The organism is Streptomyces sp. NPDC059201 (assembly GCF_042754585.1).
Taxonomy (GTDB): Bacteria; Actinomycetota; Actinomycetes; order Streptomycetales; family Streptomycetaceae; genus Streptomyces.
The window spans coordinates 289391-316125 of record NZ_JBHZBB010000003.1 but is presented as its reverse complement, the minus strand read 5'-3'; the positions used below and the strand labels follow the sequence as shown (position 1 = coordinate 316125).

The 26735-nt window shown below is 71.6% G+C and carries 16 protein-coding genes; 5 read left to right on the top strand and 11 right to left on the bottom strand.

Going from position 1 to position 26735, the window contains the following annotated elements; translation table 11 throughout:
* Positions 1–20: 20 nt before the first annotated feature.
* From ACFXMG_RS11835 to ACFXMG_RS11795, 9 genes are all read right to left on the bottom strand, one after another.
* A complete protein-coding gene (locus ACFXMG_RS11835) occupies positions 21–4121 on the bottom strand; it encodes a LamG-like jellyroll fold domain-containing protein (RefSeq protein WP_383818818.1) in 4101 nt (1366 codons plus the stop codon).
* Positions 4122–4274: 153 nt separating this feature from the next.
* Positions 4275–5537, bottom strand: a complete 1263-nt coding sequence (locus ACFXMG_RS11830; protein ID WP_383818887.1) for a M23 family metallopeptidase — start codon at positions 5535–5537, stop codon at positions 4275–4277.
* A gap of 277 nt (positions 5538–5814) precedes the next feature.
* Positions 5815–9045, bottom strand: coding sequence for a hypothetical protein (locus tag ACFXMG_RS11825; RefSeq protein ID WP_383818820.1), 3231 nt, complete (start codon positions 9043–9045; stop codon positions 5815–5817).
* Positions 9046–9233: 188 nt separating this feature from the next.
* Positions 9234–10346 (bottom strand): type IV pilus twitching motility protein PilT, encoded by a 1113-nt coding sequence (locus ACFXMG_RS11820; protein ID WP_383818821.1) that lies wholly within the window; start codon positions 10344–10346, stop codon positions 9234–9236.
* Positions 10343–14239, bottom strand: coding sequence for a hypothetical protein (locus ACFXMG_RS11815; protein ID WP_383818823.1), 3897 nt, complete (start codon positions 14237–14239; stop codon positions 10343–10345). The genes ACFXMG_RS11820 and ACFXMG_RS11815 overlap by 4 nt, the downstream gene beginning before the upstream one ends.
* Complete coding sequence (locus ACFXMG_RS11810; RefSeq protein ID WP_383818824.1) at positions 14236–14760, bottom strand: type II secretion system protein; 525 nt, start codon at positions 14758–14760, stop codon at positions 14236–14238. The genes ACFXMG_RS11815 and ACFXMG_RS11810 overlap by 4 nt, the downstream gene beginning before the upstream one ends.
* Positions 14757–15191 carry a type II secretion system protein gene (locus tag ACFXMG_RS11805; RefSeq protein WP_383818825.1) on the bottom strand — a complete coding sequence of 145 codons (435 nt, stop codon included), beginning with the start codon at positions 15189–15191 and terminating at the stop codon, positions 14757–14759. The genes ACFXMG_RS11810 and ACFXMG_RS11805 overlap by 4 nt, the downstream gene beginning before the upstream one ends.
* Positions 15188–16399 carry a type II secretion system F family protein gene (locus ACFXMG_RS11800; RefSeq protein ID WP_383818827.1) on the bottom strand — a complete coding sequence of 404 codons (1212 nt, stop codon included), beginning with the start codon at positions 16397–16399 and terminating at the stop codon, positions 15188–15190. Before ACFXMG_RS11800 ends, ACFXMG_RS11805 begins: the two co-directional genes overlap by 4 nt.
* A 118-nt stretch (positions 16400–16517) precedes the next feature.
* The gene (locus ACFXMG_RS11795) at positions 16518–18260 is read right to left on the bottom strand and encodes a GspE/PulE family protein (protein ID WP_383818828.1); all 1743 of its coding nucleotides are present in this window, start codon (positions 18258–18260) and stop codon (positions 16518–16520) included.
* A 303-nt stretch (positions 18261–18563) separates the two neighbouring features.
* Between ACFXMG_RS11795 and ACFXMG_RS11790 the strand changes: the two genes are divergently transcribed.
* From ACFXMG_RS11790 to ACFXMG_RS11780, 3 genes are all read left to right on the top strand, one after another.
* The gene (locus ACFXMG_RS11790) at positions 18564–18950 is read left to right on the top strand and encodes a type II secretion system protein (RefSeq protein ID WP_383818830.1); all 387 of its coding nucleotides are present in this window, start codon (positions 18564–18566) and stop codon (positions 18948–18950) included.
* 105 nt (positions 18951–19055) lie between these two features.
* Positions 19056–19874 carry a prepilin peptidase gene (locus ACFXMG_RS11785; protein WP_383818832.1) on the top strand — a complete coding sequence of 273 codons (819 nt, stop codon included), beginning with the start codon at positions 19056–19058 and terminating at the stop codon, positions 19872–19874.
* A gap of 66 nt (positions 19875–19940) precedes the next feature.
* The gene (locus tag ACFXMG_RS11780) at positions 19941–20516 is read left to right on the top strand and encodes a PadR family transcriptional regulator (RefSeq protein WP_383818834.1); all 576 of its coding nucleotides are present in this window, start codon (positions 19941–19943) and stop codon (positions 20514–20516) included.
* 178 nt (positions 20517–20694) lie between these two features.
* Here the strand turns inward: ACFXMG_RS11780 and ACFXMG_RS11775 are convergent, their stop codons facing one another.
* Together ACFXMG_RS11775 and ACFXMG_RS11770 are read right to left on the bottom strand one after the other, a co-directional pair.
* Positions 20695–22683: an FG-GAP-like repeat-containing protein gene (locus ACFXMG_RS11775; protein ID WP_383818835.1), complete on the bottom strand. Its 1989-nt coding sequence runs from the start codon at positions 22681–22683 to the stop codon at positions 20695–20697.
* A gap of 201 nt (positions 22684–22884) precedes the next feature.
* Entirely contained in the window at positions 22885–24111 is a 1227-nt protein-coding gene (locus tag ACFXMG_RS11770; RefSeq protein WP_383818836.1) for a hypothetical protein, read from the bottom strand.
* 293 nt (positions 24112–24404) lie between these two features.
* On the opposite strand from ACFXMG_RS11770, the gene ACFXMG_RS11765 reads away from it, so the two are divergent.
* Entirely contained in the window at positions 24405–25040 is a 636-nt protein-coding gene (locus tag ACFXMG_RS11765) for a hypothetical protein (RefSeq protein ID WP_383818838.1), read from the top strand.
* 79 nt (positions 25041–25119) lie between these two features.
* On the top strand, positions 25120–26733 hold the full coding sequence (locus tag ACFXMG_RS11760; RefSeq protein WP_383818840.1) for a prepilin-type N-terminal cleavage/methylation domain-containing protein: 1614 nt from the start codon (positions 25120–25122) through the stop codon (positions 26731–26733).
* Positions 26734–26735: the final 2 nt, after the last annotated feature.

Here is a 26735-nt window from a genome sequence, read left to right as displayed (position 1 = left end):
ACTGAGGGGGGAGGGTGCTCTCACAGCCGGCGCAGCAGGTGCCCCAGCGACAGGTCGAGGGTCTGGCCCTCGCACGAGGGATCGGTCGAGTCGAAGCGCTCCCCGGTGGAGGTCACCAAGCAGCGTCTGAGCTCGTAGCTCGTCTCGTCGGGCAGCGCCCGGGTCCGGATCCATCCGAGCAGCCGGACCTGCCGTCCCCCCTCGCAGTCCGCGGCGAGGGAGCTGAACGCGTCCGCGCCGTCCAGGCACGCGTACAACGGGCGGGTGTCGGGCAGTTCGACCAGGGAGAGGACACCGATACGGCCCTCCGCCCGGTAGCCGGCGGGGACACCGCCCACGCTGCTCCAGTGGTCCCCCGGCAGGTCCGGCTGGACGTGCCGGACCAGGGGCGCGTACGCCCGCACATGGCCCAGCAGGAACTCGGTCTCCTGGCCCTCGCAGCCGGGGTGCCAGGAGTCGAAGTGCTCCCCGGCCGGGGTACGGCACCGGTACAGCGCCACGGTCGCCTCATCGGCCGGCGCGTTCCGGTACACCGGCCCGAGGACGGCCAGACGACGGTGTCCCTCGCAGAGCGGGTCGACGGAGCTGAACTGGTCCTCACCGGTCAGGCAGGAGTAGAGCAGGGTGGTGTCGGGCGCGTCCGCCGGTGCGAACCAGCCGAGTTCGTGCTCCATGTGGTAGCCGGGCGGGGCGAGACCGCCGCTGGTCCGGCCACCGGTGGTGACGTGTTCCCCGTTGTGCCCGAGGTAGCGGTTCAGCCCGTCGCGGGCGAACGGCCGGCCCTCCTGCGGGTCCCCGGCCTCCTCCTCGATCTGCCCCGGGGTCCGTACCCCGGAGTGCGCCCGGACGTCGTCCACCGACCCCGCCCAGTGCTCCGCCGCGGCTCCCCGGTCCTTGGCCCGGCCGATCCGCAGCGGCCCCGAGGCATGCCAGGGCTCACCGGAACGCCCCACCGCCTGGAGTACGCCGTTCACGTACAGCCGCACTTCGCCGGCCGAGGCGTCGTACACCCCGGCGAGATGCGTCCACGCGCCGGACACGGCCCCGGCCGGAGCGGACGCCTCGTACGTCACGGGGGCGTCCGTGTCGGACCCGGCCAAGGTGAACGCCCAGCGCCGGCGCGGACCGTCGTAGCGGAGCCGGAAGCCGCTGACGCGGTCCCCGTCCTGGCTCACCGCCGTCATCGCGGGCACGTCCTGCCCGCTCGGCCGGACCCGGGCGCTGACCGTGAGGCTTCCGTCCGTGCGCACCGCCGGACCGGCGGTGCCGACGTGGTCGTCGACGCCGTCGAGCGCCACCGCGCTGCCCCCGGCGTGCCCGGACGTCCAGGCCGCGCCGCCCTGGGGCTCGCCGTGCCGGCGCATGCCGGACGAGTCGGCGGTGCTGTCGGCGCTGTTCTCCTCGAACGTCCAGCGCCCTTCCTCGACCGACGGCCTGGTGGCGAGCGCGTGGATGTCGCTGTCGACCGCCACCCGGTCCCCGACGTGGATCCGGCCGTCGCTCAGCACCCGGTCGTAGAGCCGGACCTCGTCCAGCGCACCGGGCCAGGGGTCGACCGGCGCACCGTTGAACCGGCCGCGGCCGAGCTGGACCTGCCCGCTCGCGTGCCACTTGGTCCGGTGCTCGGCCTGCCCGGCGAACCTGCCGTCCACGTACAGCTTGATCACCTGCTCGCCCGCGTCGTACACCCCGGCGAGATGGGTCCACACGCCCGCGCGCACGGGGATGTCCGAGGACACCCGGTCGCCGCCGAAGTGGTCCATGTCTGCCACCGGGACGGTGAAGGCCCACTGCTTCGTGTCACTGCGGTACTGCAAGTAGAACCCGCTGGCACGGTCGCCGTCCTGGCTGACCGCCGTCCGCCAGGGCCCGTCGAGCCGGTCCAGCCTCACCCAGGCCGCGACGGAGAAGCTGCCACCGGTGTGGATAGTGGACCGCTCGCCCATGGCGAGGTGCCCGGCGAGGCCGTCGAACCGCACGGCGTCCCCCTCCCGCCCGGTGGTCCAGGCCGTCGCGCCGGACGTGAGGGTCCCGTCCGCGCCCGAGCCGACGGCGTCCGGGACCGCGGTGGCGGGCAGCCGGCCGTCCATCCGCCAGTGGTGCACCGGAGGGAAGCGCGTGGTGCGCACGAGGAAGTGGTAGGTCGTCGGGCTGCTTTCGTTGCCCGCCCGGTCGACACCGACGACGTAGAGGTCGTGCGGCTCCCCCCGGCCGGGCGTCACCTCCACCTGGGCCTTTCCGTCCACCACGGCCACCTCCCGGGTCGGGGGAGTGACCAGGCCGTACCGGAACCGCACGATGTCCGGATCGCCGTCGGCCGACAACGTGAAGCCACCGGTCTGACCCACCCCGCCGCCCAGCGCGTCGGGCGGGTAGACGGCGGAGGTGACCACCGGCTGCTTCTGGGGCGCGGTCTGGTCGATCGTCACGTCGCACCACTGCGACCAGGGACCGTGAACCCGGCCGTCCCAGCCGCGCACCCGCCAGCCGACCTTGCCTCCGTCGGTGAACGCCCCGGGCGGGATGGTCACCGAGAACGGCGTACCGGACTCCTGCATCACGGTCGTACGGGCATCCACCCGCTGCTCACCGCGCACCCACCACTCGAACTCCGCCGCCACCGGACCCGCGTCGGGATCGGCCACGGTGGCCCGCAGGGTGGGGGTGGCGCTCCTCGTGTACGGCTCGTCGGGTTGCAGCCCGCAGCCGAGATCACCGGTGGACAGCCGCTGTGGCGGGTCGGGGAGGGAGTTGTAGGTGACGATCAGCGTCGGGTCGGTGCGCAACTTCTTCCAGGCGTACCGGTCGCCCTCGTCCTCGGCCCGCAGCATCAGCGTCACGAACGATCCGCCGCCCACGGCGTCGACCGCCGCCGGGGTGACGTCGAAGCCGATCCAGTTGGCCGGGCAGGAGGCCGAGTAACCGTGCGCCACATGGTGAGAGCCCAGGTTGCGGATGCCGGACGGCTGGTTCTCCCACGTCGTCCACGGCTCGACCACCCCAGTCTGCCACAGCTGGACGCTCCGGGGCGAGCACGAGGGCGCGTACGACTCGAAGACGTTGAACTCCGCCCGCACCACCTGCTTCCCGGCCAGCGCGCGGAGGTCGTACTGGAAGAACGACCGGGCGAGCACCGTCGGGCGCTCCCAGGTGCTGTACCCCACCTTGGCGACGCCGTCCCCGTCGCCGAGCCAGTACGACTGGTTCCGGTATCCGTCCGGCACGCCGTACACCAGCGCCCAGCCGCCCGGGCCCGAGGACCACTCGGGGTCGATGGTGACCGGGAACCGGGTCGCCGGGTCGGCGAGCAGCTTCCTGTCGGGGAAGAGGGTGAGCGTCCTGTCGTTCACCCTCACCGGCATCGTCGCCCGACGCCCGGTCGCGGAGGCTGTGCCCTGATCGCGCGGGCCCACGCGATCGGCTCCCAGCGCGTCCCACATCTGCGGTGCGGGCGCGCGGAGGACCGGCCGCCCGTCGGCGTCGGCGGCGGTGAGATTGCCGGCCGCGTCGGCGCTCACATCGAGCCCCTCGGTCCGCAGCCCGAAGCGGAGCTCCGCCAGCGCTGGATCGCTCGCCGCCGCCCGGTCACGTACGACGAGCACATGGGAGAACCCGTCGCTGGTGGCCCGTACGCCGAGGTCCACACCTGGCAGGACGGCACGGTACGTGGCGGTGTCCCCGCTCAGCTCGGGCCGGGGCAGCGGCGCCGGCCAGCTCAGCTCCAACCATCGGCCGTCGGCCTCGTAACGGACGAGCGGTCCGGTGCCACCGCCCGAGAACTCAAGGCCGACGGCGGCACCGCGCGGTACGACCGACCCTCCGGGCCGGGCGTGCAAGGTGGTGTCGAGAGCACGCCACCCGGACCCGTCACGGGCCCGGACCGGCCGCAGGTGCTGTTCGAGCGTGAAGGTCCCGTCCGGCTGTGCGAAGACCTGCCCCGTAGCCGTCCGCTCGCCGACCACCTCCACCCGCCGCCCGCTCGACCGCGCCCGCACCGAGGCGTCCGCCGCCGTGGAACCGGCCGCCGTCGCCTCCGAGGCGGGACGCCCCAGCGCCACCGGAATCGCGGGCGACGGCTCCCACCCGACGAGGACGATCAGCGTCAGCGTCCACAGCAGCACATGGCACACCCCAAGCCGAACCCTGAGCACCCCGAACCTCCCGCCGCCCGTACCACCTCGAACATCTGCGTGACATGATCGTCACTCAACGTAACAGGGTCGTCTCGCCAGTGAGAGAATTACCGTCTAAACCACTCATTTCGGCGAACGGGGTCAGTAGGAGCATCCCCCGGTGGGCAGGGAGTTCGGGGCCGGTGGTGTGGTGCCGTCGTAGAGGGCGAGAAGCAGTCGCTGCGGGCAGTGCTTGACGCCGCCGATGCGGATCTCGAAGTGGAGGTGCGGCCCGGTGGACTGGCCCGTGTTGCCGGACTCGCCGAGGTACTGGCCGGGGGTGACGGTGGTTCCGGAGGCGACGGCCCGTGAGTCCAGGTGGCCGTATATGTACGTCACGCCGTCGGCGTCGGTGAGGGTGATGCCGTTGCCGAAGCCGCCGTCGATGTGTCCGACGGTGCCGCGCGTGACGGCGTACACGGGGGTGCCGATGGGGACCTGGATGTCGATCGCCGCGTAGTCGTGGTGCGGGTCGTCCAGCTCGCCGCGGGCGACGGCCGACCGGGGGAGGACGTACGCGTACTGCCGGCCGACGCATTCGGCGGTCTCCGGCTCGGCGGAGAGCAGGGTCTGCGCCCAGCCGGAGACGTCGACCGGATCGTCGTTGTGGTAGACGATGTCGCTGCCCGAGCCGTCGTCGGGGTTGAGGTCCTGGTACCAGTACATGCCCCCCGCCGAGGTGACGCCGTAGTAGAGGCCACCGCCGGGCGAGAGGAGCTTGCCGAAGCCGGACCAGCCGGACGCGATGAGCTGCTTCCCGGTCCAGTCGCCCGCGGCGTCGATCCGGTACTCCAGCAGCCGCCCGTCGGCGGTGTTCGCGAGGAGCCGGTCGTCCCCGGTGGAAGTGAGCGCCTTCAGGACGAATCCGCCGCCGATCTCGCGGCGCTGGCCGATGTGCTGGGATCCGGCGGGCTTGGGCTGAGAGACGAGGTACTGGAGCAGCACGCCGTCGGCGGTGCCGTAGAGATGTCCGTGGCCGTCGTAGACGAGCTTGTCATGGGTCCAGCCCGTCCCGATCGGGGTGGGCGCGCTCATCAGGGCGAGGGAGAGGTTGTTGGTCCTGACGTCGATCCGGTACAGGGTTCCGGACGCGTCGGTGGCGAGGACGGTGTTGAAGTTCAGCGTCGCGAGGGCCTTGGGCCGGAAGCCGAGATCAGGGCCTATGTGGGTCTTGACGCGGTTGCCGCTGGAAGGGTCGATCTGGGAGTACGTCAGGCGGCCGTCGGCGAGGGCGCCGTAGAGGGAGACGGAACCGGAGCAGTCGGCGTCCGCGGACGCGGTGCGTAAGGTGCTCGGGCTCGCGGCGGCGCGGGGCGCCCCGGCGTGGACGGCCGCCGTGGCCGTGGTGACGAGTCCGAGGGCCATGGCCCCCGTGAGGAGGGCGCGGGCGGTCCTGCGGCGTGTGCGGGTCAAGGTCGGTCCTCCGTCGGTCCGGTTCCGGCGGCGAGGACGCCCGGTTCTCGGCGCCCGCGCCTCCGGCGGGGTGCCGGCGCGCGGAGTGGTGCCGGCGCCGGTGAGCCTCTCCGACGACGAGACAGGCCCGCACGGAACGTGACCGATCCGTTACCTGTCGTGGCGGAGTTGACCGGAGAGCACACCCTTCACGACCCGCGGAAGCCTTGACCGGACACCACGGGACGGCCTAACAGCGAGGGGGTAGGAGGGGAGCATGCCAGGGGCACGAGACGTCGAGAGGCTTGGCGAGCAGGTCCCGAGCCGCGTAGAGGTCACCGGCGGTCAGCGAGGTGGCGTCGGCCGTCATGTCCGGGGCGCGCGGGTTCCGTTCGCGGGCGAGCGTGCCCATCTGACTGTCCATCGAAGCCATGGTCAGATCGGAGAGGACCCAGCCCAGCGGCGCCGTCACCTCGGGCTGGGAGCGCGGGGCGACGAGGAAGCTCCGGGCGTCCGAGGCCGCTTCCCCGCCGACCGTGACCTCGGTGTCCGGGCCGAGGCCGGGCGGCGGGCCGGAGAAGCGCATCAGCGCCGCCTGCTGGAGCGTGGTCGAGCGGGCGGCGACCTTGGCGGCCTTCAGGCCGGTCAGGGGAGCGAGCAGTTCGTCCACCGGGACGAGTCTGGGGGCGGGCGTCTTCACGGAGTAGTGGTTGTCGAGGAACACGAGGAGCGGGACGACGTACCGTCTGCCGGCGCCCTTCTCCCTGGTGACCTGCCGGTTGTGCTCCGCGACGGTGGGCTCGACGGCGGCCCAGAGCTCCAGGAGCGCGGAAATGCCGCTGCCCTCCAGATTGCCGCCGTCGATGGAGGAGAGGACCTTGGCCTCGGCCTCGGTGCCGTCGCCGTCGGCCGCGCGGGGCACGCAGCGGTACATCGTGCCGCTGGGCGAGACATAGGCGAAACGGGCCGAGAGGTGGGCGGCGGTGGACATGCGGAGCCCCGCGCCGCCGGTGTCACAGTCCGCGGCGTCGGTGTAGCCCATGGCGTCGACGGTCGCGGTGGTGAACTGGGGATCCGCTTCCGTGTGGGAGACCACCGCCTTCTGGCAGCGCAGGGCGCCGTTGCCCGCCGCCCCGCCGGCCGCCCGGTGGGCCGAGACCGCGATCCGGCAGCCGGAGCGCACGTCCGTTCCGTTCAGGATGAGGACCGGACCGGCCGCCCCCGCCTGGTCCCCTTCGTGCGGCGCCTGTGCGGTGACGGCGAAGTAGTCCTGCTCCCAGGCGTTGTCCTCGCCGGCCCAGGACCGTTCCCAGGCGCGCTCGAAGACCGAGGCGCGGTCGCCGACCACCTGGTCGAGCATGCGGTTCATACCGTGGAGGGCACGGGTGCCGTCCCGGTAGAGGAGGGCGGCGATGTTCGCGGCGAGAGCGTCCTCGTCGGCGAGCCGGCGGACGATCTTCCGGCCGGTTCCCCTGCCGGCGGTCGTACGTCCTCCCTCGCCGCCCCTCCGCTGGTCGAGGGTGTACGCGGCGAGGCCGAGACTGCCGCCGGACACGCCGCTGAGTCCGAAGACCGAGGTCGCGGCGCACGGGGACGCGCCGGCGAGGCGGTCCATTCCGGAGCCGGTCCAGTACGCGGCCCGGATGCCGCCGCCGGCCGCCGCCACGAGGAGCAGGGGGAGCGCGTTGCCCGTGAGGTTCGCGGGCAGAGCGTCCTGGCACCCCGCGGCCCGCTTGTACCAGTCCTCGAACTCGGCCCCGGAAGAGAAGGGCCGTGCGGGCGTGGGGACGGGCGGGGACTCGAGGGTGCGCGGGTCCTTGAGGCGTACGGCGTGGTAGACGCCCGTGGTGTCGAGCATCGACTGGGCGGCCAGGACGGCGAGGACCGGCAGCCAGATCGGGGTGAAGCGGAAACGCAGCGCGCGGAACGCGCGGTACGGCATCCGGGCCTCGGCGCGGCGGACGAAGGCGGCGCACAGGAGGACGACCGTGGTGAGGAAGAGGGCCAAGACACCGAGGGTACGCAGCCGGGAGCCCCAGCCCACGGGGTCCACCGCGGTGAGGACGCCGAAGAGGGCGGTCACGGCGAGGAGGCCACCGCCGGTGAGCAACGGCACCAGTCGGCGGCGGCGTGTCTCGCCCCGGGTCGCGGGTTCGGCCGTTCCGAACAGGCGCGTGTCCCACCGCCGCAAGAGCCCGTGGAGGACGGGCGGCACGACCAGGGCCAGGACGACTCCGGCAGCGAACCAGCACCGCACGCCGAGGGTGGAGATGCCGGCGCCCTCGACAAGCGAGCCGAGCAGGACGGGCCGGGCGAAGGACCGGACCAGGCCGAGCGCGGCGATCAGTAGGGGAACGATGGCGAGCGCGCGTCCGATGCCCTCGACGCGCGCCCGGTTCGAGGTCGGCGCCCGCACGATGCCGGGCTCCGGGTCGGGCCGGCTCACGACCCGACCGGCGAGGACGGTCAACAGCGCGACGAGGGGGATCGCGGCGGCGCCGATCATCTGTTGCCAGGGCTGAGAGGAGAAGACCGGCCAGAGACCGCAGACGGCGACGAGTGAGGCGCCGCACACGATCCAGAGGGTGGGGGAACTGTGGGCCTTGCGGCGTTCGCGCGGCTCGCCGTCGAGGAGCGCCCACCGCCCGGCCACCCACATCGCGAGGGAGAGCCCGAGCAGGGTGATCGCCGGGCCGGCGACATCGCCGATCCGGAACAGGTCGTCCCCCTGGTGGACCCAGGCGCGTTGGATGTCGGGGAACTGCTCCATGGGGCCGCCGGCGGGCAGGACCACCAGCGCCGCCAGGAAGACCACGGCGGCGAGTTGGACGCGGTGCCGTGTCCAGGCTCGGGAGCGGGCGGAGACACCCCTTCGCCAGCGGACGAACCAGCGGGTCAGGCTGACGGGCAGGATGTCGACGAGGAGGACCGCCACGGCGAGGAACACCGCGGCCCCGAGGAAGACCCACTTCAGCCAGGACAGCACGGTGACGGCCCACGCCCAGGGGGTCATCTCGCCCTCGCGGCCCTCCAGGCCCGCGTGGACGAGCCCGCCGGTGGTGGCCGTCTCGGCCAGGTCGCTGAGGAGGAACAGGAGCACCAGGACGTTGATGTGGCGGGGCTTGCAGGGAACGGCCCCGGGAGTGCCCTGCCCTTCACGGAAGCGCCGGATGCGGTGCAGCAGCAGGTACAGGCCGTAGGCGACGGCGGGAGCGAAGAAGACGAAGTCGAGCGCGAGGTGGGTGGCGAGCCACGTGGCGAGATGACCCTCGCTGCCCGAGTCGCTCGACGTCGCCGCCTCGGCCCAGGCGGTCCAGGCCCTCATCGCGTCGATCCGCTCGCTCGGATCGTTCGGGACGAGGCCGGGAGGACCGGTGAGGGCGCCCATGTCGTACGAGAAGTGCGCACCGGTGGAGAGCGCCCCGAGGAGCTGCGAGATCTCGCTCATCACGAGGAGGGAGACGGCCGCGACGGTCGGCACCCACCACGACCGCCCCCAGCGCCATGCCGGGCGCGCCCACCGCACGGGTACCGCCAACAGATTCCGCATGGTCACGACGTGCGCAGAGAACCGGGCGGCCTCCGGTATGACACGCCCAGAACCGGACGGCGGTTCACGCGTACGGCTCGATCGGCACCCGTATGCCCCGATCGGCGCCCACCGAGCGGTCAGGTGTGGCCCACCGGGACGTAGGGGCGCTGGATGTCCTCCGGGTAGGCCGTGGCGAGTACGGCCTTCTCGTAGGTGATGGCGCCTGCCGCGACCAGGGCGTTGATGCCGGCTTCGAGGGTCTGCATGCCGTCGCGGTGGCCGGTCGCGACCATGTTGCGGATCTGGCGGGTCTTGCCCTCGCGGATCAGGTTGCGGATCGCCGACGTGCCCACCAGCACTTCGAACGCGGCCACCCGGCCGCCGTCGGTCCGGGGGATGAGCGTCTGGTTGAGGATGCCGACCAGCGTGTGCGCCAACTGAAGCCGGATCTGCGGCTGTTGCTCGGCGGGGAACACGTCGACGATGCGGTCCAGCGTCTGCGACGTGTCGTTGCTGTGCAGGGTGGCGAACACCAGGTGACCGGTCTCGGCGATGGTCAGGGCCGCGGAGATGCTCTCCGGGTCGCGCATCTCGCCGAGGAGGAGAACGTCGGGATCCTCGCGCAGGGCCGAGCGCAGCGCGGCGGGGAACGAGTCGGTGTCGGTGCCGACCTCGCGCTGGCTGACGGCCGAGCGCTTGTGCCGGTGCAGGTACTCGATCGGGTCCTCGATGGTGAGGATGTGCGCCGACCGGTGCGTGTTGACGTGGTCGATGAGCGCCGCCAGGCTCGTCGACTTCCCCGACCCGGTCGGCCCGGTGACCAGCACCAGCCCGCGCGGTACGCCCGCCCACCCGGTGACGACCGGGGGGAGCCCGAGCTGCGCGGGCGACGGCACGTCGAACGGGATGATCCGCAGTGCCAGCGCCGACGCGCCGCGCTGCACGAAGGCGTTCCCACGCAGCCGGGCCCGCTCTCCCCAGGTGAACGCGAAATCGACCTGCTTCTCGCGGCGGAACCGTTCGGTGAGGTCCCCGCCCAGCACCCCGGTCACCAGACGATCGGCCTCCGCCTCCGTCAGCGCGACTCCCTCGACCGGTCGCAGGGCGCCGTCGACGCGCAGGAACGGCGCCGACCCGGCGGTGAGCAACAGGTCGCTGCCGCCCAACTCCCGCAGCTCACCGAGCAGGTGGTCGATGATCGCGGAACTCGGCCCGGACATGGTGGTCTCCAAGGTGGTGGGGTGGCTCATGGCAGGACCGTCCACTGCTTGACGGTGCTGGTGTGGCCGTCGAAGGACACGGCGGCCTGGACGAGCGGGCCGGACATCAGGTCGATCCGGGTGCCGGCGAGGTGCGCGGTCGCACCGCCGCTCCCGGCGGTGACGGTGTAGGTCACGGTCAGTCCGGCCACCTGGGAGGCCGTGGTCAGGCCGCAGGGTGCCAGGTCGATCTGGTCGGTCACCGGGCCGTCCGCGCCGAGACGGACCGGCACGTCCAGTGCGCCGGCGCCGGTGCAGGTGCTGCCGGTGAAGCCCACCGACACCTTCACCGACTCCACGTCGCCGGCCTCGTGGTGCGCCACCCGCAGGATGGCGTGGTCGAGCGGTGCGGTCGTCGTCGGCGCAGTCGGTGGCGGTGGCGGTGGCGGTGGCGCGTAGCCGTCGAGCGTGAGGGACGCCCGGCCGCCGCCGGGGACGGTGGCGTCCGTGACGTCGACGGGCGCGCCGGGAGCCGGGGGTGTGAACCCGTTGATCGCGGTGACCGACGCCGGTTTCGCGATCACGGCCGGATACGTCGTGAACAGCACCGGCTCCGGGGGGATTCCGATCACCGGGCGGAGGTAGCCGGTGGCCGGGCTGATGCCGAGAGCGATGGTCCGGGCGATGATGCCGCGGGTGACGACCTGCGAGCGGACCCGGCTCATCGACAGGTCGACGGCGGCGGTCGGCGCGTAGACGGTGCCGTTGATCACCAGGCGGGTGTGGTGGGTGGTCGTGTCCGCGTCGTCGGTCGACTTCAGCACCGCGCAGCGGCTGCCCGTGGTCAGGCAGCCGGACAGGGGCCGGATGGACGGGGCCCGGAACACGATGTCGAGCTCGACGCCGTCGAGCCGGCTGACGGCGTCCGTACTGCCCTTGCCCAGCTTCACCGCGTAGTCGATGGCGAGCTCGGACAACTGGTCGGCCTTCGTGACCCCGCAGGCGCCGAGGTCGATCACGTCGACACCCAGCGCCTCTTTGTGAGGGGTCAAGGCGTGGTTCGCGTCGCAGGCGGTACCGGTGCCGGAGAGGGTCAGCGCGGCCGTGGGGGGTTCCGTAGGTGCACGTGTTGTGGGCGGTGTCGGCGGGGTAGGCGGTGCAGGTGGTGCCGGGGTGGCGTCGTCGTTCTGGTGCGCTACGCGCAGCCCGATCCTGTCGATCACCGCCCCCGCAGGCAGGGGAGGCACCGTGAACGAGTCGAGTCGGATCGACGCCGACGGGGTGGCCGTGGCAAGCGTCGCGGTCGACGTCGTGGTGTCGATCTCCCGCGCGTTCTGCGGTTCGAGGAACTGCGCGGCGGTGGGCGTCGCGGTGCTGGTCGCCGCCATGGGCCGTACCGAGATCGGGGGGCGGTGGGCCAGCTCCAGGGTGACGCCGTCGAGCTGAGCGGTGGCGGTGGTGCTGCCGGTGCCGAGGGTGGCGCTGTAGGTCACGACCAGGCCGTTCAGGTGGGCGGGGTCGGTCAGCCCGCAGAGGGCGACCAGGTCCAAGGTGTCGGTGCCGAGGGCGTCCTGGCGCGCGGCGAGCTTCCTCGGGGTGGTGCAGGAGCGGGGTACGCCGGGGCCGGTCAGGGTGACCGCGACCGTCGGCGGCGGTCCTCCGGCCGCCCCGGGATCGTCGCGGTGCACGACGCGCAGCAGGGCCCCGTCCAGGACCGAGCCGGGCGCCACCGCAGGGGTGTCGAAACCGCCGAGGTCGATGGTGGCGGTCGGCTGGGCCGAGTCGAGTGTGGCGCGGGCCGTGTCGGAGCCGTCGATCGCCTGGGCGTCGGTCGCGGGGAGGAACGTCGTCGACGTCGCGCTCGTCGCGGGCCGGGGCGGCGGCAGGTCGTAGACGACTTCGAGCCACACGCCGTCCAGGGAACTCCCGCCCGAGGTTCCGTCCGCGTCCAGTCCAGCGGTGTACGTCGCGGTCAGATCGGTCAGCTGTGCGGGGTCGGTGATGCCGCAGACCTTCAGGTCCACGCGGTCGTCGCCCAGACCGGCCCGCGCGGTGAGCGGCAAGTCAGTACAACCGCCACCGCCGCCACCGCCGCCGGGCGTGACGCTGACCCTGGGCGCCGCCGCGTCCCCCGTCTCCTGATGGGCCACCCGCAACACGGCGGAGTGGATCGTCGAGCCCGGCGGCAGGGGCGGCCGGCCGAACCCGGCCAGAGTGATCGACGCGGACGGGGCCGACGCGGTCAGTTCCGCGCCCGCCACCGACGCCGTCGGCTGCTCGCCGATCTCCAGGGCGTTGCCGGGGTCGGTGCCGGGGGCGGTGAACCCGGTCGACGCGGTCACGGCGGTCGGCTTGAACGTGGTCGGCGTGCGGTAGGCGACTTCCAGCCAGATGCCGTCCAGGCGTTCCGTCGCGGTGGTGCCGTCGGCGTCCAGGGTGGCGGCGTACGTCACCGTCAGACCGGCGAGCCGGGCCGGGTCGGTCAGCCCGCACGCGCTCAGCAGGTCGATCGGGGGATCGGTGGCGAGCGCCGTGTGTAGGGGAAGTTCGTCGGTGCGGCAGGTGTCTCCGCCGACGGCGGTGGTGACCTTCACCCCTCCGCGCGCGGTCAGGTCGCCGTCGTCCTCGTGCCGGACGTGCAGCTTCGCACTGGTGATGACCGATCCGGGCGGTACGCGCGGGGTGAAGCCGGCGAGCTGCATCGAGGCGGACCGGCCTCGGGTCGGGTCGAGGAGGGCGTCGGCCGTGCAGCTCGCGGTGCCGGTCGGCTGCGCGCACCCGGGCAGGGGCGGCCGTTCTCCAGCGGTCAGGGCATGGCCCGGGTCGGTGAAGCCGGTGTTGGTGACGACCGCCGTCGGCTTCAGCGTGTGGTACGGCTTCGGCGGCTGGGCCCCGTACACCGCCACCTGCTGCTCGCCCGGGGTCACCGGGGCGCAGAGTTCGACGTGTCCTCGGTCGACCTGGAATCGGCTGCCGCCGCCCATCATGATCTCGACGCCTTCGGGCCGCGTTCTGTCGCAGCCACCCGGGCTGGGGACGGTGGGGCGGGTGGGGGCCCCGGGGTCCCAGCCCGCCTGAGTACCTCCGACCACGCTGACCGTGGGGTCGTCGACCGTCCACACGCCGCTGTCGCCGGTGAAGGCGAAGGTGAAGTCGAAGTAGTAGACGCCCGGTTGCAGCCAAACGACGACGCCGGGGCAATCGCCGCCGGTGAGGCGGGTGAGGGCGCGGGCGTCGTCGTAGTAGCCGGGCCGCAACCGCACCAGCCAGGAACCGGGGCCGGGGCCGGGGCACGCGGGCACCGTCTGCCGGACCGGGACGGCCGTGGCGGGCGGGGTGTAGTCCGGGTCGGCGCCCACGACCTCGTCGGCGGGCGCCGGCGGGGTGTCGTTGGCGCAGCCGCGCGCGTACGGCGCCTGGGTCGGGGGCAGTTGGGGCTGCGAGACGGCACCGGAGCAGGCGCCGACGGCGGACACGTCGCCCGACACCACCATCGAGGCGCCGGTGCCGGTGGTGATGTCCGAGCGGGAGAACACGCTGCCCTGGACGCGCAGACCGCGCGTGGTCACGTCGATGCCGTCCCCCGGCTCCTCGCCCAGGCTGCGCAGCGCGTCCTGCGGCTGGGTCGTACGCGCGGTCGCGGGAGTCGCGTTGAGGGGGTCGCAGTGGACGGTCATCCGCCGGCCGTTGAGCGGCGGGGCGGTGTAGGCGGCGCACGGGTTGCCCTGCGAGAAGTTCTTGATCGCAAGCTGGGTGGCACCGTCCGCGCTGTAGGCCCGCTCGCCCTGTTCGGCGTGCGCGCTCGCGGCTTTCAGCCCCGTGACGGCGAAGGACAGGACCGCCACGGTGACCAGGGTGAAGACGACGACGAAGGCGAGCGCGAGGATCAGTGTCGCGCCCTGTTCGTCGTGGCGCGGGCGGCGCCGGTCGAGGCGGCCGGTCATGACGAGCTCGCTCGTCGGACGGCGGTGAGGGCCGTCGGGGGCGCGGTGGGGTTGCTCCGCACGGTCAGCGTTACCTCCATGGGCGAGGTGCACGAGGTTTCGGCACCGCAGCTCAGCGTCACCGGAAGGGTCGGGGTGGTGTGGTCGAACCGGCCCAGCAACGTGGTGACGACGCCTTCGTCGGCGCACTTCGTCCGGTGGAGGGCGCCGGTCGACCGGTCATAGGTGTAGACGATGTCGGTGCCGGTCCGGCTCAGGTGGACGATCACGGGGGCGAGGCCGCATCCGGGGTCGGTCGTGACGTGGTCCGCGCTCTGCACGTCGCCGTAGAAGTAGCTGTTGAGCGTGCCCGCCGCGCTGGTGGCGGCCACCCGCTTCTCGGTGTCCGCCGTGAACCGCAGTCCGAGGATGACCGCCTTGGACAGCAGTGTCCCGATGAGCGCCACGATGACGATCGTGACCAGCAGCTCGGTCAGGGTGAACCCCGACTCCGAGCGCTCGGAGGTCCGTTGGGTCGTCATGACAGCATCGACTCCCGCTTGACGACTTCGAGGGTCGCGTCCCTGACGGAGCGTGGGCCGGTCGAGCGTACGGTGAGCGTCACCTTCTGTACTCCGGTGTCGGCCGTCGGGCAGGACCGGCCGAAGGCCCCGACTCCGTCCCAGTACTCGATCTCGACGGTCACGGTGTACCCGGCCGGCGGCGGCGGAGTCTCGTAGCTCGCGGCGCAGGGCACGTACGGGGTACTGACGATCTTCTCGGCGGTGCTGCGGACGACCGAGGCGGAGGTGGTCACCGTCTGCTGTGTGACCGAGCTGACGATCGTGGTGCCGATGCCCCCGAGGATGGCCATGAAGGCGATGCCCACGAGCACCACGGCGACGAGAGCCTCGACCAGCGTCTCGCCCTCTTCGCCGCGGCGGCGCCGCGCGCGGTGCGCCGGGCCGGTCACGGGACCTCGACCTGGTTGTAGACGCCGTAGATCGCCGAGAGGAGGGCGACGGCCACGAATCCCACGACGACGCCGACCATGATGACGACTGCCGGTTCGAACAGGCTGGTCAGCCGCTTGAGCTTGTGCTGGAGTTCCTTGTCGTAGAACTCCGACACGTTCTCGAGCTGGTCGTCGAGGGTTCCGGTCTCCTCGCCCACGCGCATCATCTGGGTGACCGCCCCGGGGAACAGTTTGGTGCGGGCGATCGGACGGGAGATGCCGCCGCCTTCGAGCATCTCCTTCCGGGCCGTCCCGATGGACCGTTCGTACACCCGGTTGTTGGCGCCCGCGCCGGCCAGGCCGAGCGCCTCGGGGATGGGGACGCCGGCCTTGATCATCGAGGTCAGGATGCGGCAGAACCGTTCGATGACCATGAAGCGGACCACGTCGCCGAGGACCGGCAGCGCCAGCAGCAGACGGTCGCGCAGTACGCGTCCCTTCTCGGTCCGCAAACCGGCGATCACCGCCGCGACGAGCGCGGCGAACCCGCCGACGATGTACGGATACCAGGCCGTGACGAAGTCGGTGAAGCCCAGCAGGATCCGGGTCGGCAGCGGCAGTTCCGCGTTGAAGGACTCGAAGAACAGCTTGAATCGGGGCAGTACGAAGATGACGAGGACGAGGACGACGGCGACGGCGAGGACCATCACCAGGATCGGATAGGTCAGGGCGGAGCGGATCGTGCGCCGGCCCTCGACGTCGCGCTCGATGTAGCGGGACAACTGGTCCATCACGACGTCGAGTTCACCCGTCGCCTCCGCCGAGCGGAGGACCGAGACGTAGAACGGCGGGAGGGCTCTGGCGTGGACGGCCATCGCGGCGGCGAAGCTCTCGCCGAAGCGCAGCGAGTCCATGACGTCGCCGAGCACCTTGCCCAGCTTCTTGTCCTTGGCCTCGGCGCGGATGATCTCCAGGGCGTCGAGGAGGGGCACTCCGGCCTTGATGAAGGCGGCCATCTGCCGGGAGAAGTTGCTCAGCGCGACCAGGTCCACCTTCTCCGCGGTGAGTTCGAGCTGGAGCAGGTTGCGGCCCTCGGCCTTGACCGACTGTACGTCGTAGCCCTGCCGGGTCAGGCTGTCGGTCACGCCGTCGACACTGGAGCCCTTGAGCACGCCGGTGGCCCGCCGCCCGTCCGGGCCGATCGCGACGTACTTGAAGGTGGCCATGCCGTGCGCTCCTGCTTTCCGATGTCAGAGGTTCGTGTCAGTGGGGGGGAGAGAGGGCGGCCGGCGAGCCGTATACGCAGCTAGACGACATACACGCCGCTGGACGACATACACGCCGCTAGACGACGTACACGCTGGACATGATCTCGGCGATGGTCGTGGTCCCCTCCTCGACCAGACGGACACCGCCGTCCAGGAGGCTGTCCATGTGCTGCTCGCGGGCGGCCCTGCGCAGGCTGTCGATCGGCGCCTTCTCGACGAGCAGCCGCTTGACCGCGTCATTCATCACGAGCAGCTCGAAGACGCCGATCCGCTCCTGGTAGCCGGTCCGGGAGCAGAAGTTGCAGCCCCGGCCCTGCCAGAACCCGTTGTCGGCCGACCCTCCGGCCTTGGCGAAGAAGGCCAGTTCGTCCACGCCCGGCTGGTAGGGCTCGCGGCACTGGTCGCAGATGCGCCGTACCAGTCGCTGGCTGACGACCCCGGCGACCGTGGAGGTGATCAGGAACGGCTCGATGCCCATGTCGGTGAACCGGTGCAGCGCGGAGCAGGCGTCGGCGGCGTGGATGGACGACAGCACGAAGTGGCCGGTGAGAGCGGACTCGACCGCGATACGCGCCGTCTCGGCGTCGCGGATCTCGCCGACCAGGATCACGTCGGGGTCCTGCCGGAGGATCGAGCGCAGCCCGGTCGCGAAGGTGATGCCCGCCTGGTCGTTGATCTGGATCTGGTTGACCGAGGGGAAGACGTACTCCACCGGGTCTTCGATGGTGGTGATGTTGCGCTCGCTCTGGTTCAGCTCGCCGAGCGTGGCGTACAGGGTGGTCGTCTTGCCGCTGCCGGTCGGTCCGCCGCAGGCGACCATGCCGTACGGGGAGCGCAGCAGGGACGCGAACCGTTCGTAGGTCGCGGCGGGCATGCCGAGCTCGCTCAGCCGCAGCAGAGTGCGGTTGCTGTCGAGCAGCCGCAGCACCGCCTTCTCGCCCCAGATGGTGGGGGTGGTCGCGACCCGGATGTCGACCGACCTGCCGTCGATCTCGGTGGCGATCTGCCCGTCCTGCGGGCGCCGCCGGTCGACGATGTTCATGTTGGCCATGATCTTGATCCGGCTGACCACGGACGGGCCCATGTTCTCCGGCAGGCTCAGGACGTCGTGGAGCGCGCCGTCGATGCGGTACCGGACCCGGACCCGGTCGCCGTGCGGTTCGACGTGGATGTCCGAGGCCCGGTCGCGCAGGCCCTGGGTGAGCATGAGGTTGACGAGGTGCACGACCGGCGCGTCCTCGCTCACCACCCTGGCCCCTGAGGCGGCGTCGCGGCCGGTCTCGGTCGCCTCGAACGCCTCGACCAGGCTGTTCACGCCGACCAGCGCCCGGTACGTGCTGTCGATCGAGCGCCGGATGTCCGAGGGGGCCGCGATCGCCAGCCGCACCCGGTCCGGCGCGACGGCCCGGCCGACCTCGTCGAGCACGCGCGGGTCGCCCGGGTCGTCCGTCGCGATCAGCAGCGTGTCCCCGTCCCGCCGCACCGCGACGACACCCAGCGAGCGGGCCAGCGCCTCCGGCACCCGGGCGGCCGCCTCGGGATCGGGGTCGCTCTGGCGCAGGTCGGCGACCGGGACGTCGAGGTGAACCGACAGCGCCTCGATCAGCGACCGCTCGTCGACCATGCCGAGTTCGACCAGCAGGGCGCCGAGTCGCTTGCCCGACGCCGACTGTTGCAGGAGCGCCTCGTCCACCTGTGCCGGGGTGAGCAGCCCGCGCTGCACCAGCAGTTCCCCGATGAGGGTCCGCTTCTGCCCTGCGGGCCGCGACTGCGCCGCGCCGGACGTGGCCTCCCCGGCCTCCCGGACCGGTTCGCCCACAGGATCGGTCGTCGCCTCGCGGCGTCGGAGAAGCCGGCGATTCGCCACGGAACCCCACCCCTATCGCGTATCCGGAAGAACGGCCGATCTTGTGTTGCGAGCACACTCAACCGGACTGTCAGCCGTTGAATAGTCAGCCGGATACTACCGTACGGGGTCCGTACTGCCGTACGCCTCCGAGGTTGGTCATGCTCGCCAGGGTCACCCCTTGTGGGGCTATCGCCCGCTCAGTAGTCTGCCGCTGATTACTCAAGCAGTAACTAACACGAGATGTGCTTGCGGCGCCGCCGTAGATGGAGAGAGATGTTCACGTACCTGCAAGGCAAGTTGCACCGACGTCTGCGCGCGCGGAACGAGACGGCGGAAGCCGGCTTCACGCTGATCGAGCTTCTCGTGGTCATCGTGATCCTCGGCGTCCTGTCCGCCATCGTCGTCTTCTCCGTCCGCGGCATCAACGACAAGGGCCAGGGCTCGGCGTGCAAGATGGATAAGTCCACGATCGAAACCGCGGAAGAGGCGTACTTCGCCACCGGCGACCGCGGCACGTACGGCACCATGGCCGAACTGGTGAAGGCTGGGTTCCTGTCCAACCCTTCCACCTGGTACGACGTCGAGCCGGTCGCCCCCAAGTACAAGATCACGCCGAAGGCCAAACTCGACAACGGCCAGCCGAACCCCTGCAAGGAATGACGCGGGGGAGCCCGCGCCGGAGGTCGTGGCGAGGGTCGCGGCCGCCTCGGCCTCCCCTTTCATGCCGGTAGCGAACGACATGTCAGATGCGGCACTATTCCGGCCATGTCACCCACATTCGTCGTGATCATCGGTCTGCTGGGGCTCGCGGTGGGGTCGTTCCTCAACGTCGCCGTCTCCCGGGTCCCGGCCGGCCGCTCGGTCGTGCGGCCACGCTCCGCCTGTCCGCGATGCGCCACGCCCATCGCCGCCCGGGACAACATCCCCATCGTGTCCTGGCTACTGCTCGGCGGGCGCTGCCGCGCGTGCCGGGTTCGGATCCCCGCGCGCTACCCGCTCGTCGAAGCGCTCACCGCGCTCCTGTTCGTCGCCGAGGCACTGCGCTTCGGCCGGTCGGAAGTCCTGCCGGCCGCACTGGTCTTCACCGCCGGGCTGCTCGCTCTGGCCGCCTGCGACGCCGAGCACTTCCTGCTCCCCCGGCGGCTGATCTACCCGACTCTCGGGCTCACCGCCGTCTGTCTCCTCGCCGCCGCGGCGGCCACCGGCCAGTGGCAGCGGCTCGCGGTGACCACGGCCTGCGGAGCGGGCGCGTACGCCGTCTTCTTCGCCCTGCACTGGATGCGGCCGGCCTGGCTCGGATTCGGCGACGTGCGCCTGGCCGGGCTGCTCGGCGCCGGGCTGGGCTGGCTCGGCCCGTGGCACGTCGTCTTCGCGGTACTGGCCGGCAGCGCGGTCGGCCTGCTGGTGGGCCTCGTGCTCATGGCGGCAGGGCGGGCGACCCGCCAGACCCGCCTCCCGTTCGGCGTGTTCCTCGCCGCCGGCGCCATCACCGCCCTCCTCGCCGGCGGTCCTGTCATCCAGTGGTACGCGAGCGCGATCGACCCGTACGCGACGAGTGCGCCACGGGCGACGATCCGACACTGACCATGAGCACGAACGTCCGGGTTCAGAGGATCGCAAACATCACTGACGATCCTTACCCTGGTCACCATGACCGAACCTGATCTGCCACTCGCCGAGTGGATCGTGCTCGCACTCATGGCCGAGCGCCCCAGCCATGGCTTCGCCATCTCGACCCTCACCGCGGAGGGTGCGGAGATCGGCGAGTTCTGGTACATCTCGCGGCCGATGGTCTACCGGTCGATCACGCGCCTCGTCGAGCGCGGACTGATCACGGCGGTCGGCTCGGAGGAAGGCAATCGGGGACCGCAGCGCATGATCTACGCAGCCACGCGGTCGGCGAAGGCGACGGTCAGCCGGTGGCTCAGCGAACCCGTGACCGAGCTCTTCGACGTCCGCGCCGAGCTCACCTGCAAGCTTCTGCTGCTCCAGCGCCGCGACTCCAGCCCGGCGCGCCTGGTCGAGCGCCAGCGGGTCGTCCTCGACGAGATCGAGGGGTCGCTGCGCGCCAAGGAGGACGCCGCGGGCGACCACATCGCCCGCGCGAGCTACGCCTGGCGGCAGGAACACGTCCGCGCCACGCGCCGGTTTCTCGACGCCGTCGATGCCGATGCCGATGCCGACGCCGACGCCGCTTCGACGCGGCCGGCGGTCAAGAACGGCTGATCTCACACCCGGTAGCCGTATCCGGTAGTTGTGTCCGGTAGCCGTGGGCAGGCTCGACGATGTACGGGTGACAGCCAGACGGGCCCGGCCATCGCGCGTCCACGCGATCGCCGAGCCCGCGACGTACGTCAGGGTCTCAGGGGGCAGCAGCCGGAGGAGACCGGAGAAGACTCGTCGGCTACGGCACCTCGACGATGGTCTCGCAGGAGCCGCCGGCCGCGATCGTGTCCGTGCCCGGGAGTGTCGGACCGCCGTGGGCGTCGCCGGCGCAGACGTCCGTACCGCTGCCGCCGGCGAGGCTGTCGCTGCCGGCGCCGCCGACCACGAGGTCGTGGGCGGAGCCACCGGAGAGCGCGTCGTCGCCGGCCCCGCCGCGGACGGTGTCCGTGCCGTCACCGCCGCTGACGGCGTCGTTGCCGTCACCGCCGTCGATGGAGTCGCCGCCGCTGCCGGCCGACACGGCGTCGTCGCCGCCGAACGCGCAGATCGTGTCGTTGCCGCCGTTTCCGCTCACGCTGTCGTTCCCGTTGCCGGTCACGATCACGTCGGCGCCGCTCGTACCCTTCACGACGCCGTTGCCGGTGATCGTGGCGGCGAGACCGTTGCAGCCGGCCGAGACGTCGATCGTCACGGTCGCGACGTTGGAGTCGGACGTGCCGTCCGTCGCCTTGTACGTGAAGCTGTCGCTACCGACGTAGCCGCTGCCGGGCCGGTAGGTGAACGAGCCGTCCGGGCCCAGCGTGAGGGTGCCGTGCGTCGGCCCGGTCACGACCGACGCCGTCAGGGTGTCGCCGTCGGGATCCGTGTCGTCGCCGAGGACACCGGGAGCGCCGACGACGAGCGGGGTGTCCGCGCCGACGTGGCCGTACGCGTCGTCCGCGGCCACCGGCGGCCGGTTCGTCGTGTTGAGCAGCACCGACGCGTCGCTGACGAACGTCGCCGCGCTGTTGTGGTTGGCCGTGACGACGTCGATACGCCCGTCCCCGTCGAGGTCGGCCGTCGCGGTGGCCTGCGGGGCGCGACCGCCGTCGAGCCCGAAGGCGAACGGGCTGCCGAACGCACCCGTGCCGTCGCCCTCCAGCACGACGACCTCGTGCGAGCCGGCGCTGGAGACGACCAGGTCGGCGTGGCCGTCACTGTTCAGGTCGGCCACCGACGCGGAGCTGAGGTTCGCCCCCGCCGACAGGAGGCTCGCGGTGCCGAATCCGCCCGCGCCGTCGCCGGGCAGGACGGCGACGCTCCCCGGCGAGCCGGGCGCCACGAGGACGGCGTCCAGGTCGCCGTCCTCGTCGACGTCGGCGAGCTTGAGCCTGGACGGCAGCGCCAGGCCGGCCGGGACGCTCGACGCCGTGCCGAAGCCCCCGCTTCCGTCGCCCGGCAGCACGGAAAGCGTGCCGGTCGACGAGTTCGACGTGACGAGATCCAGATGCCCATCGCCGTCGAGATCAGCGGCGGCGATGCCCTGCGGGCCCGTACCGCCGTTCAGTCCGAAGTGGGTCGCCGCGCCGAAGGTGCCGTCGCCGTTGCCGCGTACGACCGAGACGTTGTTCGTGTTCGTGTTGGACGTGGCGAGATCCGGCACGCCGTCCTCGTCGAAGTCGCCCACCGCGATGTCGGTCGGGAAGCGTACGACACACGGGTTGTCGCCCGTGGTGTCGCACCCGGGCGTCGGGTTGAGCTGCACGGCCGCTCCGGCGCCGAGCGCGCCGGAGCCGTCGCCCAGCCAGACCAGGGCGACGTTGCCGCGCCCGTCCTGGCTGATGACGTCCTGGTGGCCGTCGCCGTCGACGTCACGGATCACCGCCGAGCCGAGGAAGGCGCTCGGCGCGGTCTTCGGCGCCGGGTACTTCGTCACCGTGCCGAAACCGCCACCGCCCGAGCCGAGGAACACGCCGAGGCCCTCGGCGCGGATCGCCGTCACGAGGTCCGGCGTCCCGTCGCCGTCGAGATCGCCGATCGCGACGGCGGAGCTGCCGCGGCCGTTGTCGTCGAGGTTGACGGCGGTACCGAAGGCGGTCGTCTCGACGCCGGTCGCGGAGGCCGGGCCGGCGACCATCACGACGGTCGCTACCGAGAAGACGAGCGCGGCGGTTCGGCGTGGCCGAACGCGCGTGACCGCGGCGGGGCGGCCGTCCGGCGTGAGGTGCCGGCGTGGTGATCTGTGCATGGGTGAGGAACCCTCCTCAGGGTGTGTGGAAAGAGAACGGGGGAGACGCTTCGGCATGACGGCGTGACGGCGTGACGGCGTGACGGCGTGACGGTGTGACGGCGTGACGGCCGTCGATCGGCGAGGTGCCGTGCCGGTCGTCACCGATCCGGCGGGAAGACGGCGGTCCTGCCGTCGGTGGGCAGGACCGCCGTCGAGGAACTAGTAGCCGTAGGCGGCGAGGGTCGACTGGATGGTGGCGTCGAGATCCCACTGGGTGTTGAAGAGGTCGCTCCAGGCAGCCGCCGCACCGGGGTTGCCGCCGGTCAGGGCGACGCCGTACTGCTGGATGGGCCCGTAGCCGGAGTACTCGCTCGCATCGACCTCGGTCCAGCTGTTGGGGTCATTGCCCGTGGTGCCGTCCAGCGAGCTCGACGTCCAGCTGACGTGCACGACATTCGACTTCGCGACGAGACCCAGCTGGGTGTTCCCCCCGGCGTTCGCGGTCACCGCGCCGCGCACCTGGCTGATGCCCGATTCCAGGCGCACCTTGCACGCCGTACCCGCGTTGTCGCACGCGCTTCCCCGGAACACGTTCTGGCCCGGTCCGCTGTCGGTCCACGTGAACCCGTTCTGGGTCAGCGCCTGCTTGGACGCCGCACCGAACGGCGCGGAAGCAGGGTCGGCGACCGCGATCCGGTGCCCGCTCGTCGTGAGCCAGTTCACCACCCCCGACATCGTCGTGGGCGCGCCGCCGGAGACCGGCGCCGCGTCACAACGAGGCGACTGCGCCTTGCCGTTGCCGCTGCCATTGACGTCCGAGCCGAGCGCCAGCGGCGGAGTGCCGGCGTTGGACGGGTCATCGCCCTTGGTCGGGCCCGCCCAGTCGCCGTCACAGCTGTAGAGCGCCAGACGGCCGGTCGCCACCGGGTACTTGCTCCAGATGTCGCCGTTGCACTCGACGCTTCCGCTCGCCGTGCACGTCCCGCCGTCCGCGGTCGGGATGACCGCGTTCACGTTGGCCTCGTCCGCCGACAGGAACGCGTCGATGTGCAGCGGCCCGTTCATGCAGTTGTCCGAAGTGGATGGATTGCACGTGGTGTAGGGGCCGGCGCTCTTCAGCTGCTGACGCAGGCTGCCCGAGGTGATCCCGCGCATCGTCGACGTATCGATCGTCGGCTTGTTCCAGAACCCGCCGACCTGCGAGGCGGTGTTCGCCACGAACGGCGTGAACGACTGGAGCGAAGCGATCGTACCCTTCATCTCCTTCAAGGCGGGATACATGTTGTTCGCGACCCCGACCTGCGAGTCGGTCGTGGCGAACGCCGTCGGTGCGGCGGCGATGAGCGCCGTGGTGAGGGCGCCCACCGCGAACGCCTTCCGTATCCGGCGGATGGTGGTGGAGCCGGAGTTCGGGGCGCTCCGGGTGTTTCTGAGCTTGCGTCGCATCTGTGACTCCTCGTTGATCGGGTTGGCGGCGGCTGCCGCACGGGGCGCCCGGTGGGATCAGGCGATGGCGGAGAACACCTGGGCATCTGCCAGGTTTCCGGCATGGCGGTGCCGCACTTGCGTAGATGGTGCTCGCCCCACAGCCCGGTAGTCAATGATTGACAACCGGTGTGGCTCTGGATGTAATGCACGCATCCAGCCTGCTGCGGGCCGACGGACGCGTGCCGTCGGTCCGCTGCGGCACGCAACGGAAGGGCTGGCGGCACGATGAGCAGAGGCGTGTGATGGCAGTGGTGAACAGACAGTCGCGCACCCGCGCGATCAAGCGGGGTGTGCTGGCTCTCGCGGTGATCGCGGTGGCGCTGGCCGTCGTGGTGTTCGTGCGCGGTGAGTCGGACGCACCCGCGGGGGCCCAGGGGCCCGTCCGGGAGTGGTGTACGCCCGGCACCCCGCGTACCGCGCTCTGTCCGAACAACGAGGTGTTCGACGCGAAGGAGTACGCCACCCACGGCGACGCCTTCGACTGCGTCAACTTCGCCCATCAGGCGGACGCCCAGGCGGTGTTGCGGGCCAACCCCGGCGATCCGAACCGCCTCGACGACGGAGGCGGCGTCGCGTGCCGCGGACTGCCGGAACCGCGCGACACCCAACCGGTGCTCCGCGCAGGACAGAAGTCCGAGTGCGGTCCTCGCGACACCCGCAGCGCGCTCTGCCCGCAGCCGAAGCGAGCCTTCGACGCCCGCTACTTCCTGCGCTACGGCAACGACGCCTACGACTGCCCGGACTTCGCGAGCCAGGCGGACGCACAGGCGGTCCTGCGCTTCGCGCCGGCCGACCCGAATCGCCTCGACCCCGACGGGAACGGCGTCGCGTGCCCGGATCTTTCCGGGGCCAAGGACGTCAAGCCCGTGCGACGGGGAACAGCGTGACGCGGCGAGGGCTCGGGCGTGAGCTCGGGCGCGAGCCCGTGCCGAACGTGACCCATCGATCGAAAGAAGCCCCACTGCCATGACACCGGACCCTCGCCCGCTCTCCTCGCGCGCCAGAGGCCAGGACGGCTTCACGCTCATCGAGTTGCTCGTGGTCATCGTGATCCTGGGCGTCATCGCCGCCATCGTGGTGTTCTCCGTCAGGGGCATCGGCGACAAGGGCCGCGAGAACGCGGTCGCCGCGGACGCGGCCACCCTGCGCACGGCGCAGGAGTCCTACTGCGCGCGGCACGGACGCTACGGGACCGTCGACGACCTGAAGGACGACGGGCTGCTGGCCGGCGATCCGGTCTACAACATGGTGCTGGTCGGCGACGAGAACAAGTGCGGCCGGGGCCCGAAGTCGTCGTTCACGCTCTACAACACCTCACCGATGGAGCGCGGAGCGGACCCGATCCCGGTGGGCGCGAACCCGACCGACCTCGCGGTCGACGAGAAGGCCAACCGCGTGTACGTCGTCTCCAGCGGCAGCGGCAGCGGCAAGCTGAGCAAGGTGACCGTGATCGACGGCAGGACCGACGAACCGATCGGCTCTCCGATCGCCATCACCGGCGCAGTGTCGAACCCGACCCGGATCGCGGTCGACGCCGACACGGGGAAGGTCTACGTCGGGGGGACGAACGGCGTCGCGATCATCGACACGGCCAACGCCAACGGCGTGACCCGGGTCAGCGGCTTCACGGCGGCCGTCAGTGGCCTGGCCGTCTCGCCCGAGAACGGCGAGGTCTACGTCGGCGGCGGCACCGCGAGCAAGCCCGAGGTCGCCTACATCGCGGCCGGCGGCGCGTCGGCGACGCCGATCCCCTTGCCTTCCGCGGGTCTCGTGGCCGCGGCCAACGGCATGGACTTCTCCTTCGACCCCTCGCGCCACGCGGTGTACCTCGCGAAGGCGGGGCACGGCAACGGCACGACCTCCGCCGCCAACATCGGCCTCTTCGCCATCTCGTCGGAGACCCACCAGGCGAGGCTCGTGGTGGACTTCCCGACGAAGCCGAGCTGTGCCACCCCCGGAAACGTCCTTCGGGGCGGCACCGTCCGCGGCAGCACGGTCGTCGATCCGAACCGCAACCTCGTCTACCTCCTCGCCAGGAGGTGCGCCCCGGACACGGCGGATCCCCAGGGCTCGTGGAGCGCCGTCGCGACGACGATCGCCATCGACCCCACCGACGGCAGTTCCACGCCGATCGACGACCCGGCGGGATCGGCCTACGGCCCCATGTCCGCGGTCTACAACGCCGCGGCAGGCTCGGTCTACGTCTTCTCGAACGGCGGAACCCTCGCGGGATGCGGCAGCCTGGCGGGCCGTATCAACCGGATCGTCGGGACGAAGGTCACGGGGGAGGCGTCAGCCTGCGGAATGTCGTACATCTCCGGGAACGCGGCGCACAAGATGACCGTGCTGAAGAACTTCAACAGGGTCTTCGTCGCACAGCTGAAGACCGAACGCACGGACGGCGCAGTCGAAGCCCCGGGCGGCATCGCGGTGGCCGACGGCACGACCCTGCTCACGCAGGCTCCGCTCGGCACGCCTCGCCACTTCGGCTCGCTGGCCGTGAACAACACGACGGCGAAGGTCTACGCGGTCGATCCGGTGGACGGAACGGTCGCGGTCTTCCGGACGGGATCGGCCTAGAA